Origin of the sequence: Lentzea flaviverrucosa (assembly GCF_003350445.1) — a bacterium.
Taxonomy (GTDB): Bacteria; Actinomycetota; Actinomycetes; order Mycobacteriales; family Pseudonocardiaceae; genus Lentzea; species Lentzea californiensis.
In genome coordinates this window covers 550319-564691 of record NZ_QQAU01000002.1, presented here as the reverse complement: position 1 = coordinate 564691, position 14373 = coordinate 550319, and the positions used below count along the sequence as shown (strand labels likewise).

Annotated in this window: 11 protein-coding genes; 6 read left to right on the top strand and 5 right to left on the bottom strand. The window is 68.9% G+C overall.

Annotated features, from left to right (window positions below; genetic code table 11):
- The first annotated feature begins 5 nt into the window (after positions 1–5).
- The 4 genes from DFR72_RS08665 to DFR72_RS08650 all read left to right on the top strand — a co-directional run bounded on the left by DFR72_RS08665 (position 6) and on the right by DFR72_RS08650 (position 4524).
- On the top strand, positions 6–1175 hold the full coding sequence (locus DFR72_RS08665; protein WP_090067498.1) for an allantoate amidohydrolase: 1170 nt from the start codon (positions 6–8) through the stop codon (positions 1173–1175).
- Positions 1172–2446, top strand: coding sequence for a formimidoylglutamate deiminase (locus tag DFR72_RS08660; protein ID WP_090067381.1), 1275 nt, complete (start codon positions 1172–1174; stop codon positions 2444–2446). Before DFR72_RS08665 ends, DFR72_RS08660 begins: the two co-directional genes overlap by 4 nt.
- Positions 2443–3576: an imidazolonepropionase gene (gene hutI, locus DFR72_RS08655; RefSeq protein ID WP_090067499.1), complete on the top strand. Its 1134-nt coding sequence runs from the start codon at positions 2443–2445 to the stop codon at positions 3574–3576. The genes DFR72_RS08660 and hutI overlap by 4 nt, the downstream gene beginning before the upstream one ends.
- Positions 3577–3642: 66 nt before the next feature.
- On the top strand, positions 3643–4524 hold the full coding sequence (locus tag DFR72_RS08650; RefSeq protein ID WP_114773639.1) for a hypothetical protein: 882 nt from the start codon (positions 3643–3645) through the stop codon (positions 4522–4524).
- A 130-nt stretch (positions 4525–4654) separates the two neighbouring features.
- Here DFR72_RS08650 and DFR72_RS08645 read toward each other — a convergent pair whose 3' ends face one another.
- Positions 4655–5827: a S8 family peptidase gene (locus DFR72_RS08645; RefSeq protein ID WP_090067383.1), complete on the bottom strand. Its 1173-nt coding sequence runs from the start codon at positions 5825–5827 to the stop codon at positions 4655–4657.
- Between the two features lie 178 nt (positions 5828–6005).
- On the opposite strand from DFR72_RS08645, the gene DFR72_RS08640 reads away from it, so the two are divergent.
- Positions 6006–6890 (top strand): hypothetical protein, encoded by an 885-nt coding sequence (locus tag DFR72_RS08640; protein WP_090067384.1) that lies wholly within the window; start codon positions 6006–6008, stop codon positions 6888–6890.
- A gap of 43 nt (positions 6891–6933) precedes the next feature.
- Here DFR72_RS08640 and DFR72_RS08635 read toward each other — a convergent pair whose 3' ends face one another.
- Positions 6934–8106 carry a S8 family peptidase gene (locus tag DFR72_RS08635; protein ID WP_090067385.1) on the bottom strand — a complete coding sequence of 391 codons (1173 nt, stop codon included), beginning with the start codon at positions 8104–8106 and terminating at the stop codon, positions 6934–6936.
- Positions 8107–8261: 155 nt separating this feature from the next.
- Here DFR72_RS08635 and DFR72_RS08630 point away from each other — a divergent pair, with 155 nt between their 5' ends.
- Positions 8262–9254: an aldo/keto reductase gene (locus tag DFR72_RS08630; protein WP_090067386.1), complete on the top strand. Its 993-nt coding sequence runs from the start codon at positions 8262–8264 to the stop codon at positions 9252–9254.
- 1 nt (position 9255) lies between these two features.
- Here the strand turns inward: DFR72_RS08630 and DFR72_RS08625 are convergent, their stop codons facing one another.
- The 3 genes from DFR72_RS08625 to DFR72_RS08615 all read right to left on the bottom strand — a co-directional run bounded on the left by DFR72_RS08625 (position 9256) and on the right by DFR72_RS08615 (position 14363).
- Positions 9256–9435, bottom strand: coding sequence for a DUF6104 family protein (locus DFR72_RS08625; protein WP_030471325.1), 180 nt, complete (start codon positions 9433–9435; stop codon positions 9256–9258).
- Positions 9436–9514: 79 nt separating this feature from the next.
- Positions 9515–13207: a multifunctional oxoglutarate decarboxylase/oxoglutarate dehydrogenase thiamine pyrophosphate-binding subunit/dihydrolipoyllysine-residue succinyltransferase subunit gene (locus DFR72_RS08620; protein WP_090067387.1), complete on the bottom strand. Its 3693-nt coding sequence runs from the start codon at positions 13205–13207 to the stop codon at positions 9515–9517.
- A 307-nt stretch (positions 13208–13514) separates the two neighbouring features.
- The gene (locus DFR72_RS08615; RefSeq protein ID WP_090067388.1) at positions 13515–14363 is read right to left on the bottom strand and encodes a hypothetical protein; all 849 of its coding nucleotides are present in this window, start codon (positions 14361–14363) and stop codon (positions 13515–13517) included.
- Positions 14364–14373: the final 10 nt, after the last annotated feature.

The window sequence follows — 14373 nt, the reverse complement described above, 5'->3', positions numbered from 1 at the left end:
GCGTGATGCTCGACCAGATCGCGGACGTCGGGCGTGACACCAAGCGAGGCGGCTACTCCCGCCACGGCTACGACAAGCCGGAGCTGGAACTGCGGCACTGGTTCGTCGAGCAGGCAGTCAAGCGCGGCCTGAACGTCGAGACCGACCAGAACGGCAACCTCTGGGCGTGGTGGGGCGAGCGCGGCGACAACGCGCTCATCACCGGCAGCCACCTGGACTCGGTGCCCGGTGGCGGTGCGTTCGACGGCCCGCTGGGGGTGACGTCGGCGCTGGAAGCCGTGGACCTCCTGCAGGTCAAGGGGTTCAAGCCCGCGCGGCCGTTCGCGATCACGGTCTTCGCCGAGGAGGAAGGCGGCCGGTTCGGTGTCGCGTGCCTCGGCTCGCGGCTGCTGACCGGCGCCATCTCGCCGGAGAAGGCGCTGGCGCTCAAAGACCCGGACGGCATCACGCTGGCCGAAGCCATGAAGGCCGCCGGGTACGACCCCGAACTGGCCGGCCGCGACGAACGGGCCCTGCGGCGCATCGGGCAGTTCGTCGAGCTGCACGTCGAACAGGGCCGCGGCCTGACGGTGCCGGTCGGCGTGGCGAGCAGCATCCTCGCGCACGGCCGGTGGCGCTTCACGTTCAGCGGCGAGGGCAACCACGCCGGTGCGACGTTGATCGAAGACCGTCGCGACCCGATGCTCCCGGCCTCCCAACTCGTCCTCGCCGCCAGGAAGGCGGCCAGGGCAGGCGGGCGTGCCACCGTGGGAAGGCTCGTCCCCAACCCCGGTGGCACCAACGTCATCGCGTCCACTGTGGACGTCTGGCTGGACGCGCGGGACAGCGACGACGCGCGCACCCGTGCGATGGTCGCGGAGATCTCCGAGGCAGCTCGCCAGGCCGCTGAGGAGGAGGGCTGCGAGGTCACCGTCACCGAGGAGTCGTACGGCGACACGGTGTACTTCGACTCCGCGCTGCGGGACGACATCGCTGGGGCGCTCGGTGGCGTTCCGGCGTTGCCGACCGGGGCGGGCCACGACGCGGGCATCCTCGCCGCGCACGTGCCCACCGCGATGCTGTTCGTGCGCAACCCCACCGGCGTGAGTCACGCGCCGGAGGAGTTCGCCGAGCAGGCCGACGTCGACGAGGGTGTCAGGGCGCTGGCCGCCACGATCGAACACCTCGGTTCATGAACTTCTGGTGCGAGCGAGCCTGGTTGCCCGCCGGGCTCGCCGAGCGCGTCCTGATCAGGGTCGAGAACGGCGTGATCGCCAACGTGTCCACAGTGGACACCATTCCGCTGGGTGTCCGCCGACTGCACGGCATCGTCGTGCCGGGCTTCGCGAACGCCCACTCGCACGCGTTCCACCGGGCTCTCCGGGGCCGGACGCACGACGGCGGCGGCACCTTCTGGACGTGGCGTGAGGGCATGTACGCGCTGGCGTCCCGCCTCACCCCGCAGTCGTACTACCGCCTGGCCCGCGCGGTCTACGGTGAGATGGCGCTCGCGGGTGTCTCCGCGGTGGGCGAGTTCCACTACGTCCACGACCAGTCCAACGAGTTCGGCTACGCCCTGCGCGAGGCGGCGAAGGACGCCGGCATCCGCCTCACGTTGCTCGACACCTGCTACCTCGCGGGCGGCATCGACCAGCCCGTCAACGAGGTGCAGCGGCGCTTCTCCGACGGCACCGCCGAGGCGTGGGCGTCCCGGGTCGCCGAGCTCGAGTCCGACGACGTGATGCGCGTCGGTGCCGCGATCCACTCGGTGCGCGCCGTCCCGCGGGCCGAGCTCTCCGTGGTGGCGCAGGCGTTCCCGGACGCCCCGCTGCACGTCCACCTCTCCGAACAGCCCGCCGAGAACGAGGCCTGCCTCGCCGCGTACGGCCTCACGCCGACCGGGCTCCTGCACGAAGCCGGCGCACTCTCACCTCGCACGACGGCCGTGCACGCCACTCACCTGACACCCGAGGACATCGCGTTGCTGGGCGGCTCCGGCACCGGTGCGTGCTTCTGCTCGACGACCGAGGCGGACCTGGCCGACGGCATCGGACCGGCACGCGAACTGGCCGACGCGGGCAGCCCCCTCTCGCTGGGCAGCGACCAGCACGCGGTGATCGACCCTCTGCTGGAAACCCGTGCCCTGGAGCACAACGAGCGGCTCCGCACCGGTCAGCGCGGCCGTTTCTCGCCGGCTGAGCTGCTCGGCGCGGCCACCCGCCACTCCGCGCTCGGCCGGGACGGCGGACGCATCGAGCCAGGTGCGCCGTGCGACCTCGTGGCGATCAGCTGCTCGACGCCGCGCACCGCGGGTTCGTTGCCGCAGCAGGTTCTCCTGTCGGCGACGGCGTCCGATGTGGACACCGTGGTCGTCGGCGGCCGGGTGGTCGCCGCAGGGGGAGTGCACGAGACTCTGGGTGACGTCGGCAGGCTGCTGGCGGACGCGATCGAGGAGCTGTGGGCATGAGCGTGCTGATCACCGGCATCGGTGAGCTCACCGCGAACACCGACCTCAGCGGTGACGCACTGGTGATCGACGGCGAGGAGATCGCCTGGGTCGGCAACGCGGACAAGGCCCCCGCCGCCGACGAACGGGTCGACGTCGAGGGCCGCGCGGTGCTGCCCGGCTGGGTCGACAGCCACACCCACCTGGTGTTCGCGGGCGACCGGACCGCCGAGTTCGGTGCGCGCATGGCCGGCAAGCCCTACACCGCGGGCGGCATCGCCGTGACCGTGAACGCGACCCGTGCCGCGACCGACGAGGAGCTGGCCGCGGTCCTGCGCAGGCACATCGCCGAAGCTCTACGTCAAGGAACGACGTTCATCGAGACCAAGACCGGTTACGGCCTGAACGTGGCCGACGAGGTGCGCTCAGCGCGCATCGCGGCCGAGCAGGCCGACGAGGTCACGTTCCTCGGTGCCCACCTCGTGCCGCCCGGCGAGGACGCGGACACCTACGTCGACCTGGTCCGCGGCGAGATGCTCGACGCCGTCGCGCCCCTCGTGCGCTGGGCCGACGTGTTCTGCGAGAAGGGCGCCTTCGACTACGACCAGTCGAAGGCCGTGCTCCAGGCCGCCGCGGCGAAGGGCCTCGGCCTGCGCGTCCACGGCAACCAGCTCGGCGAGGGCCCCGGGGTGCGGTTGGCCGTGGAACTCGGCGCCGCCTCCGTCGACCACTGCACGTACCTGTCCTCCGCGGACGTCGACGCGCTGGCGTCGTCGGACACCGTCGCCACGCTGCTCCCGGCGTGCGACCTCTCGACCCGCCAGTCGCTGCCGCCCGCCCGCGCCCTGCTCGACGCCGGTGCGACGGTCGCGCTCGCCAGCAACTGCAACCCCGGCTCGTCGTACACCTCGTCGATGGCGTTCTGCGTGACGACAGCGGTCCTGCAGATGCGGATGAGCGTCGAGGAAGCGGTGTGGGCGGCGACGGCGGGAGGCGCGCGGGCGTTGCGGCGCACCGACGTCGGTGTCATCAGACCTGGTGCGCGGGCCGATCTCCACGTGCTGGACGCGCCCTCGATCACGCATCTGGCCTACCGCCCTGGGGTCCCGTTGACCCACTCGGTGTGGCGTCGGGGTGAACGCACCAATTGAGACTGGCGTCTCATCACCCTCCGTGTGGGCCTATTGGCGGAAGGTGCGGGGCCGTACGGTGTCCCCGTGGTGGATTTCGCGGAGGCCCTGACGAAAGCCGTCGACAACAGCGGCCTCAGCCTCGAACGCATCCAGCACCACCTGGCCGCCAGGGGCATGCAGGTCAGCATCTCGACGCTCAGCTACTGGCGCCGCGGCCGCAGCCGCCCGGAACGTCCGGAGTCGCTGAAGGTCGTCGCCGCCCTGGAGGAGCTGCTCGAACTCGGTGAGGGCTTCCTGACCGACCGGCTGGGCGACAAGCGGCCGCGCGGGCGCTGGGTGGACCAGTCGCTGTCGCTCGAGGACATGTGGGACTCGCGGGCCACCGACCTCGGCGAGGTCATGTCGCGGATCGACCGGCTGCAGCCAACGGCGACGACGTACCTGAGCGTGCAGGACCGGCAGGTGGTCGGGCCGGATCGCCGTGAGGTCTCGAACCACTGCACGGGCGTGATCCAGGCGCTGGAGGACGGCGTCGACCGGTTCCTCGCGATTCAGCTGGCCGATGCCACGGACCTCGGCGTGCCGTCGATCGAGGCGGGGCCGCCGTGCCGGCTCGGCAGGGTGCGCAGCGAGGACTCCACCGGGTTCCTCGTCGCGGAGATCCTCTTCGACCGGATGCTCAGAGCGGGCGAGACGGCTCTGGTCGACTACACGGTCCGGATGAGACCCGGCGCGGACAGCGAGGTCTGCGACCGGCGGTTCCTGCGACCGGTGAACGACTACACGCTGCAGATCGACTTCCACCCGGACGCGGTGCCGGCGCGCTGTTTCCAGTTCGCGCGGCCGTCGTTGCACGAGCCGGAGACCGCGCTCAACGACCTGTGGATCGGGACGACGGCGTCGACGCACATCCACGTGCGGAACTCGAAGCCCGGGATCTATGGAGTGCGGTGGGAGTGGGAGTAGCCGCTACTCCCACTCCCACCGCAAGCGCCCCCAGTCGAAACGATGCGCTCGGCCGAGCCGCAATCGGCCTGCTCATCAAGGGCGCCCAGGATGGCCGTCACCGCTGCAGGGAGGCGGCGACAGCAGGTTCCTAGACCTTCAGCAACAGGTTCGGAGAACCCGTCCTGATGTCGGTCAGCTTGTTCGGCGTGGCCGCACCGACCAGGGCGTTGCGCACCTGGGCGGGCGTCGCGGACGGGTTCGCGCCCAGGTAGAGCGCAGCCGCGCCGGCGACGTGCGGGGAGGCCATCGACGTGCCGCCCATGGACCGCGTGCCCGTGTCGCTGCTGTGCGACGCGCTCACGATGTCGCTACCGGGTGCCCAGATGTCGAGGCACCTGCCGTAGTTCGACGAGCCCGCCGACCAGATCGAACGCTTGTCGGCACGGTCCGACGCACCGACGGTGATCGCCTCCGGCGTGCGGGCCGGGGTGAAGTTGCACGCGTCCTGGCCGCTGTTGCCGCCTGCCAGCACGTAGGTGAAGCCCGCGCTGATCGAGCGCCTGACGGCGTTCTCCAGCGAGCTGTTCGTGCCGCTGCCGCCGAGGCTCATGTTGACGACGGCGGGCTTCTTGCCGTTGGCCGTCACCCAGTCGATGCCGCGGATGATGCCGTCCCACGCGCCGCTGCCGTTGCAGTCGAGGACGCGGACGCCGACGAGCTTGGCCTTCTTCGCGACGCCGTAGGTCCTGCCGCCGACCGTGCCGGCGACGTGCGAGCCGTGGCCCTGGCAGTCCTGCGCGACGGAGTCGTTGTCGATGAAGTCGTAACCGTCGGAAGCGCGGCCCTCGAATTCGGAATGCGTTTTCCTGATTCCGGTGTCGAGAACGTACGCCGTCACGTTCGACGCGGTGTTCGGGTAGGTGTACTTCTGGTTGAGCGGCAGGCTCGCCTGATCGATCCGGTCGAGACCCCAGACCGGGTTCGACTGCGTCTCCTGGATCGTGGCGAACGTGTTCCGCTCGACGAATTGCACGTCCGGGTCAGCCGCGAGCCTCCGCGCCTGGCGTTCGGACATTCCGGTGACCGAGAACCCGTTCAGCGCGGCGCTGTAGGTGTGCTTGACGTTGCCCTGGTAGCGGGACGCCAACGCGCTGGCAGGGGTGCGCGCTCCGTCCTTCAGCACCACGATGTAGCTGCCCTCGACCGCCTGTGCGCCCGCACCGGGGAGCACTGCTTGTTCGGCGATCGCGGTGGGCGTCCACATCGCTGTGGAAGCGATGCCCAATGCCGCCGCGATGGCGACATGACGCCGAAGTGCCATGGGGTTCCTCCTGGCAGGGAATGAACTGGGGAACACCAAGAAACTAACGCGAGTTGTGCTCCGGATAACAGGTTCGAAACTTCAGTCCTCAATACTGTCAAAACTGTGTCGACACCGTTTTCGGGTACTGGCCGTGGTCGGGCGAGCCGGATTCGATCACTGGCCGTAGCATTCCTCCATGCAGGAATTCGCTGAGGCGCTGGCGAAGGCCGTGGAGGCGAGCGGACTCAGCCTGGAGCGGATCCAGCGCCACCTCGAACTGCGCGGCGTGCAGGTGAGCCAGTCGACGCTGAGCTACTGGCGCCGCGGCCGCAGCCGCCCGGAACGGCCGGAGTCGCTGCACGCCGTCGCGGTGCTCGAGGAAGTCCTGCGGCTGGCACCGGGGGAGCTGACCGGGCAGCTCGGTGACAGGAGGCCGCGCGGCCGCTGGGTCGAACGAGCCGCCGCGCTGGAGGGGATCTGGCAGGAGGCCGCCATCGACCTCGGCCGCGCCATCGCCCGCGTGGACCGCCTCACCGCGGCTCCGGCGAAGTACCTCGTCGTGCGGGACGTGACCGTGATCGGCCCCGACCGGCGTGAGGTCGAGATGCGGACCAGTTCGGTGATCGAGGCGTTCGAGGACGGCGTCGACCGGATCCTCGTCGCGAAGACCGCCGACGAGACCGACCGCTCTCCCGGCGACATCGTCGCGCAGAAGTCGTGCCGGGTCGGCCGGGTGCGCCGCGACTCCGAGCACAAGCTGATCGTCGCCGAGGTCATCCTCGACCGCGTGCTGCGAGCGGGGGACACCGCGCTCGTGGACGTGCGGATGATCTCCGACCCCGGTGCGGACAGCGTCTCGGCGGACCGCACGTTCGTCCGCGCGCTGCGCGAGTACGTGCTGGAGGTGGAGTTCCACCCCGACGCGGTGCCGGTGCGGTGCCACGGCTTCAGCCGGTCCGAGCCGGGTGCGCCCGATGTCGACACGGGTGAGCTGTGGATCGGCACCACGGCCTCCACCCATCTCGTCGTGCGCGAAGCCCAGGCGGGGTACGTCTACGGCATCAAGTGGGAGTGGGAGTAGCGGCCCTCGCTCGCTACTCCCACGACTGCACATCAAGACTCTTCTAGTTCCCGATGCGCAGCAGCCTGTCGGGCGATCCGACGCGGAGGTCGCGCAGGTTCGCGGTCGTCGTCGCGCCGTTCACCAGTGCGTCCCGCACCTGCTGGTTCGTCGCGTTCGGGTTCGCACTCAGGAAGAGCGCCGCCGCACCGGCCACGCCCGGCGCCGCCATGGACGTGCCGCTGTCGAGCCGGGTGGCGAAGTCGTTCGCGCTGGAGGCGGAACGGATGTCCGAGCCCGGTGCCCAGACGTCGACGCAACGGCCCCAGTTCGACGCCGTGCCCCACTGCGGCCAGACCGACCGGTTGTCGTTGCGGTCGGTGGCCCCGACCGTGATCGCCTCGGGCAGCCGGGCCGGGGTGAAACCGCACGCGTCGCGGCCGTCGTTGCCCGCCGCGAGCACGTAGGTGAACCCGGCCGCGATCGACCGCCTGATGGCGTTCTCCATGAGCTCGTCCTGGCCCAGCCCGCCGAGGCTCATGTTGACCACCGCCGGCCGCCGGCCGTTGAGGGTGACCCAGTCGATGCCGGAGACCACGCTGTCCTGGTCGGACCTGTTGTCGCAGCCCAGCACCCGCACGCTGACGACCTGCGCCCGCTTGGCGACACCGGACGTCCGGCCCGCGATCGTGCCGGCGACATGCGTGCCGTGGCCGGCGCAGTCGCTCGCGTTCGCGTCGTCGTCGATGAAGTCGAAACCGTGCGACGCGCGACCTTCGAATTCGTTGTGCGTGATTCGCACGCCGCTGTCGAGAACGTAAGCGCGAACACCTGCCGCCGCATTGTCCGGATACGTGTACTGGGCGTTGAGAGGCAGGGCGCGCTGGTCGATCCGGTCGAGGTTCCACGGCGCGTTCCACTGCGTGGTCTGGCCGGAGAGGACGAGGTTGCGCTGGACGTAGGAGACCTTAGGGTCCGCGGCGAGCCGTCTGGCCTGGTGCTCGGACATGTCCCGCACGGAGAAGCCGTTGAGCACGGCCTTGTAGGTGCGCTTGAGCCGGCCGTCGTACTTGCTCAGCAGGCTCTGCGGAGAGGCGGTGACGCCGTCCTTGAGGACCACGATGTAACTGCCGGGAACAGCCTCACCCTCACCGCGCAGCGCCTGTTGCGCATTCGCGGCAGGAGTGCAGAGAACGGTCGCGAACAATGCCGCGGCAATGCAGGTGTTGATTCTCATCGGGTCCTCCAGGCAGGCTTGACGCGATGAAAAGTAACTTCACGAGTGGGTGAAATGACAGTGGAGAATATTTGGTCGCCAATACTGTCAAGACTGTGGCGAGCTGGAGCAGCTCCACGTGGCACAATGCCGCGCCGCGAGGCAGGGTGGGAGGTATGGAGTACACCAACCTCGGTCGCAGCGGCCTGTCCGTCTCCCGCCTGTGCCTCGGCACGATGAACTTCGGTCCCGAGACGTCCGAGGCCGACAGCCACGCGATCATGGATCGCGCCCACGAACACGGCCTGAACTTCTTCGACACGGCCAACGTCTACGGCTGGAAGAAGGGCGAGGGAGTCACCGAGAACATCATCGGCAACTGGTTCGCGAAGGGCGGCACCCGCCGCGAACGGACCGTCGTCGCCACCAAGCTCTACGGCAGCATGGGCGACTGGCCGAACGAGACCAAGCTGTCCGCGCTGAACATCCGCCGCGCCGCGGACGCGTCGTTGAAGCGCCTGCAGACCGACTACATCGACCTGTACCAGATGCACCACGTCGACCGGGACACGCCGTGGGACGAGATCTGGGAAGCCTTCTCCGTGCTGCGCCAGCAGGGCAAGGTCATCTACTTCGGCTCGTCCAACTTCGCGGGCTGGCACATCGCCCAGGCCGCCGAGGCCGCGCGCACCCGCGGGTTCCTCGGCCTGGTGTCGGAGCAGTCGATCTACAACCTGATGACCCGCTGGGTCGAGCTGGAGGTCCTGCCCGCGGCTCGTCACTACGGGCTCGGCGTCATCCCGTGGTCACCGCTGCACGGCGGGTTGCTCGGTGGGGTGTTGCGCAAGCAGCGCGAGGGTGGGGCTTCTCGGTCGGCCTCTGGGCGGTCCGCGGACGCGCTCGAGAAGTACCGCGACACGATCGACGCCTACGAGAAGTTGTGTGCGGAGATCGGGGAGGACCCGGCCAACGTCGGCCTCGCGTGGCTGCTGCACCAGGAGGGTGTGACCGCGCCGATCATCGGGCCGCGCACCATCGAGCAACTCGACAACTCGTTGCGCGCCGCGGAGCTGAAGCTCGACGCGGAGGTGCTGGGCAAGCTCGACGAGCTGTTCCCGGCACCGGCTCCGAACGGGTCGAAGCCGGCCCCGGAGGCCTACGCCTGGTAGCTCAGTCCTCGAAGTCGTCGTCGTCGCGCGCCAGGAACGTGGCGAAGCGCTCGATGGGCGTCTCGAAGTCGGGGTTGGCGTCGACGAACTCCCGCAGCTTGTCGGCGAGCCACGCGAACGTGACCTCTTCCTCGCCGCGCCGCTTCTCGAGCTCCTCGATGCCGCGATCGGTGTGGTACATGGCGAAACTCCTGTGAGGGCTTAGAAAACGAGCCGCCGGACTCCAAGGGAATCCGGCGGCTCGTTCGTTCAGGACCGGCTTACTCGAACGCGCGGGTGATGATCTCGCGCTGCTCGACCTCGTGCACCTTGCTCGAACCGGCCGACGGGGCGGCCATCGGGCGGCGCGACACGCGGCGGACGGTGCCCAGGTGCTCGGGCAGCAGCTCCGGCAGGGCCAGACCGTAGAACGGCCAGGCACCCTGGTTCGCCGGCTCTTCCTGCACCCAGCGGACGTCCTTCGCGTTCGGGTAGCGCTCCAGGGTCTCGGTCAGCTTGCGGGCCGGGACCGGGTAGAGCTGCTCGACGCGCACGATCGCCACGTCGCCGCCACCGCGCTTCTCACGCTCGGCGTGCAGCTCGTAGGAGATCTTGCCGCTGCACAGCAGGACCTTCGTGACCGCGTTCGGGTCCTTGATCGTCGGGTCGTCCATCACCGAGTGGAACCGGTCGTTGATGAACTCGTCGGTGCCGGACACGGCGGCCTTGAGGCGCAGCATGGACTTCGGCGTGAACACGATCAGCGGCCGGTCGACGCCGTCGAGGGCGTGGCGACGCAGCAGGTGGAAGTAGTTCGCCGGAGTCGACGGCACCGCGACGGTCATGGAGCCCTCGGCGCACAGCTGCAGCCAGCGCTCGATGCGGCCGGACGTGTGGTCCGGGCCCTGGCCCTCGTGGCCGTGCGGCAGCAGGATCACGACGTCGGAACGCTGACCCCACTTCGCCTCACCGGACGAGATGAACTCGTCGATGATCGGCTGCGCGCCGTTGACGAAGTCGCCGAACTGCGCCTCCCACAGGACCAGTGCCTGCGGGTTCGCGACCGAGTAGCCGTACTCGAAGCCGACCGCCGCGAACTCCGACAGCACCGAGTCGTAGACCATGAACTTGCCCTGGTCGTCGGACAGGTGCTGCAGCGGCGTGTGCTCCTCGCCGGTCTTGCGGTCGATCAGGGTCGCGTGGCGCTGCACGAACGTGCCGCGGCGCGAGTCCTGGCCGGCCAGGCGGATGTTGCGGCCCTCGATCGCGAGCGAACCGAAGGCGAGCAGCTCCGCGAACGCCCAGTCGATGCCGCCCTCGCGCGCCATCTTGGCGCGCCGTTCGAGCACCGGCTTGACGCGTGCGTGCGGCGTGAAGCCGTCCGGCAGGTTCACGTGGGCGTCCGCGATGTGCTCCAGCACCTCGCGGCTGATGCCCGTGGGCAGCTTCGCCGGGATCTGCTGCTCGGCCTCCACCGACGGGCTGACCGTCACCGGGTGCTTCTCGAGCTCGCGGACCTCGTTGAAGACGTGCTCCAGCTGGCTGGAGAAGTCCTGCAGCGCCTTCTCGGCCTCTTCGACCGTGATGTCGCCGCGGCCGATCAGGGACTCGGTGTAGGTCTTGCGCACCGAGCGCTTCTGGTCGATCACGTCGTACATCGCCGGCTGCGTCATCGAGGGGTCGTCGCCCTCGTTGTGGCCGCGTCGGCGGTAGCAGACCATGTCGATCACGACGTCCTTGTGGAACGCCTGGCGGTACTCGACGGCCAGCTTCGCGACCCAGTAGCAGGCCTCGGGGTCGTCGCCGTTCACGTGGAAGACCGGCGAGCCGATCATCTTCGCGACGTCGGTCGAGTACTTCGAGGACCGCGAGTGCTCCGGTGCCGTGGTGAAGCCGACCTGGTTGTTCACGACGATGTGGACCGTGCCACCGGTGCGGTAGCCGCGCACGAGCGCCAGGTTCAGCGTCTCGGCGACGACACCCTGGCCCGCGAACGCCGCGTCACCGTGCATGGCGACCGGCAGGACGGGGAAGAAGTCGCCGCCCTTGTCGATCATGTCCTGCTTGGCGCGCACGATGCCTTCGAGGACCGGGTCGACGGCCTCGAGGTGCGACGGGTTCGCCGTCAGCGACACCTTGGTCTCGCCGTCGCCGAACATGCGGAAGTACTTGCCCTCGGCACCGAGGTGGTACTTCACGTCGCCGGAGCCGTGCGCCTGACCGGGATCGAGGTTGCCCTCGAACTCGCGGAAGATCTGCGAGATCGGCTTGCCGACGATGTTCGCGAGGACGTTCAGGCGGCCGCGGTGCGGCATGCCGATGACGACCTCGTCGAGCTCGTGCTCGGCGGCCTTGTCCAGCACCGCGTCGAGCAGCGGGATGACGGTCTCGCCACCCTCCAGCGAGAAGCGCTTCTGGCCGACGTACTTCGTCTGCAGGAACGTCTCGAAGGCCTCAGCGGCGTTCAGCTTGCTGAGGATGTACTTCTGCACGGTGGCCGGGGGCTTCTCGTGCGGAACCTCGACGCGCTCCTGGATCCAGCGGCGCTCTTCGGGCTCGAGGATGTGCATGTACTCGACGCCGACGGTGCGGCAGTACGAGTTGCGCAGCACGCCCAGGATGTCGCGGAGCTTCATCCGCTCCTTGCCGGCGAAGCCGCCGACCGGGAACTCGCGGTCCAGGTCCCACAGCGTCAGGCCGTGGCTGAGCACGTCCAGGTCGGCGTGGGAGCGCTGGCGGTAGTTCAGCGGGTCCGTGTCGGCCATCAGGTGGCCGCGCGTGCGGAACGCGTCGATCAGCTCGATGACGCGCGCGGTCTTGTCGACGGCACCCTCGGGGATGTCCGCGACCCAGCGGATCGGCTCGTAGGGCAGGCGCAGCGACGCGAAGATCTCGTCGTAGAAGCCGTCCTCACCGAGCAGCAGCTGGTGGATGCGCTTGAGGAACTCGCCCGACTCCGCACCCTGGATGATGCGGTGGTCGTACGTGCTGGTCAGCGTGATGATCTTGCTGACGCCCATGTCGGTGAGCGCCTGCTCGCTGGTGCCCTGGAAGTGCGCGGGGTACTCCATCGCGCCGACGCCGATGATCGCGCCCTGACCTGCCTGCAGACGCGGCACCGAGTGGTTCGTGCCGATCGTGCCGGGGTTGGTCAGCGAGATCGTGGTGCCGGAGAAGTCGTCCGCCGTCAGCGAACCGCCGCGGGCCTTGCGGATCAGGTCCTCGTAGGCCTGCCAGAACTGCGTGAACGTCATGTTCTCGCAGCCCTTGACCGACGCGACGACCAGCGTGCGGCTGCCGTCCTTGCCGGGCAGGTCGATCGCCAGGCCGAAGTTGACGTGCTCCGGCGTGACGACGAACGGCTTGCCGTCGACCTCGGCGTAGTGGCGGTTCAGGTTGGGGAACGCCTGCAGCGCCCGCACCACCGCGTAGCCGATGACGTGCGTGAAGGAGACCTTCCCGCCGCGCGTCCGCTTCAGGTGGTTGTTGATGACGATGCGGTTGTCCGCCAGCAGCTTCGCGGGCACGGCACGCACGCTGGTCGCGGTCGGAACGGTGAGCGAGAGCTCCATGTTCTTCGCGATCGCGGCGGATGCACCACGCAACTGCTTCTGCTCGGGCTGCGCGCTCGGCTTGACCGGGGCTGCCTTCGCTGCCTGCTGCGGCGCGGGTTTGCCGGTCTGCGGCAACGTGGCCGCGGACTTCGGCGGCGCGGCGGCCGGCTTGGGTGCGGCGGCGGGCGCGGGCTTGCCGTTGTCGGCGGCCGGCGGCGTCACGGTCGCGGTCGTGGTGGCCGTGGAGCCACCCGCGCTGGCCGTGGCGGCGCTACCGTTGCCGCCCCCACGCTTGTAGTCGGCAAAGAAGTCGTGCCATGCCGGGTCTACGGATGACGGGTCCGCGAGGAACTGATCGTACATCTCCTCGACGAGCCATTCGTTCGGCCCGAACTGTGACGCAGGACTGCTGCTGGACACGGCTGGCGCTCGCCTCTATCCATCTCGCTTTTGGTGTTGACTCATGCGGTACTCAGGTTAGTCCCCCTGGCGCGGGCCTTCACACACTGGAGGCACCTGGCAAGGAGTGGTCTGTCACAGGATCGATCAGGACGGGCCTGTCGTCACCCTCAGTTGACCAGTTCTTGATGTGTGTCTCACCTCGTCACCTCCCATTCGAGCAACGCTCACGATGCCGTCGGACTGGCATACGCACCGAGAGCACTGATCAGTTCACGATAGGTACAACGCGGTGGCCCTGCGGATTGATCTTGTTCAGCCATCTTGTTCAGCCCAGTGAATGCAGGATCGACGCCGCCATCGCGCTGACGAAGCCGGTTCTGGTGGCTTCCGGGGTCCGGTCCAGCGACAGGTACGGGTTCAGGTCCTCGAGTTCGACCAGCAGCAGCTCGCCCTGCCGGGTGCGGCAGGCGTCGACGCGCTGGATGCCGTGGTCCAGGTCGTTCCAGTCGACGAACCGCTGCGCGAACTCCAGGTCCTCCCTGCTCGGGGTGTACGGGCTGAGCTCCCAGCGCTTCGCCGGGTCCGGTGCGTTCAGGGCGTACTGGAAGTCGTGGTCCACGAAGTAGAACGAGACCTCGTACCGGAAATCGATCTTCGGCTGGACGAGGACGTCGGCTTTGTCGCGGGCTTTGTCCTGCAGGTTGCCCTGGAGGTCGGCCTCGGAGACGAACTCCAGGCCGTGGGAGTCGGCGCCGGCTTTGGGCTTCACGACGTACTCGGGTGCCCGGGGGAGGCGGTCCAGGTGGTCCGCGGTGCCGATCGTGGGGATGACCGGGAAGCCCGCGTCGGTCAGGTCGATCAGGTACTGCTTGCCGGCCATGTCGCCCTTGCCGGTGAGCGGGTTGTAGACGCGCTGGTTCGTGGCTTTCGCCTGCTCGCGGAAGTGGAGGTATGCCTGGGCGTAGTCGACTGTCGGGCCGCTGTTGCGGATCACGACCGTGTCGTGGGCCGGCATCAGGGCGGTGGCGTCTTCTGGGTGGCAGATGGCCAGGTTGAAGTGCTGTCTCAGGCGGGAGGTCAGGTAGATGTCCTCGTCGCAGTAGCGGCGGCCCTTGGCTGGGTAGGACAGGTTGGAGACGTAGAGGATCGAGGGGCGGGGTGAGTTGGAGGGCACCGGTCGGGCT

Excerpts from the sequence above, each read along its gene's own strand:
- DFR72_RS08665 (WP_090067498.1), top strand. The coding sequence starts at position 6 with ATGCTCGACCAGATCGCGGACGTCGGGCGTGACACCAAGCGAGGCGGC.
- DFR72_RS08635 (WP_090067385.1), bottom strand. The coding sequence starts at position 8,106 with ATGAGAATCAACACCTGCATTGCCGCGGCATTGTTCGCGACCGTTCTC.
- DFR72_RS08645 (WP_090067383.1), bottom strand. The coding sequence starts at position 5,827 with ATGGCACTTCGGCGTCATGTCGCCATCGCGGCGGCATTGGGCATCGCT.
- hutI (WP_090067499.1), top strand. The coding sequence starts at position 2,443 with ATGAGCGTGCTGATCACCGGCATCGGTGAGCTCACCGCGAACACCGAC.
- DFR72_RS08630 (WP_090067386.1), top strand. The coding sequence starts at position 8,262 with ATGGAGTACACCAACCTCGGTCGCAGCGGCCTGTCCGTCTCCCGCCTG.
- DFR72_RS08660 (WP_090067381.1), top strand. The coding sequence starts at position 1,172 with ATGAACTTCTGGTGCGAGCGAGCCTGGTTGCCCGCCGGGCTCGCCGAG.
- DFR72_RS08625 (WP_030471325.1), bottom strand. The coding sequence starts at position 9,435 with ATGTACCACACCGATCGCGGCATCGAGGAGCTCGAGAAGCGGCGCGGC.
- DFR72_RS08640 (WP_090067384.1), top strand. The coding sequence starts at position 6,006 with ATGCAGGAATTCGCTGAGGCGCTGGCGAAGGCCGTGGAGGCGAGCGGA.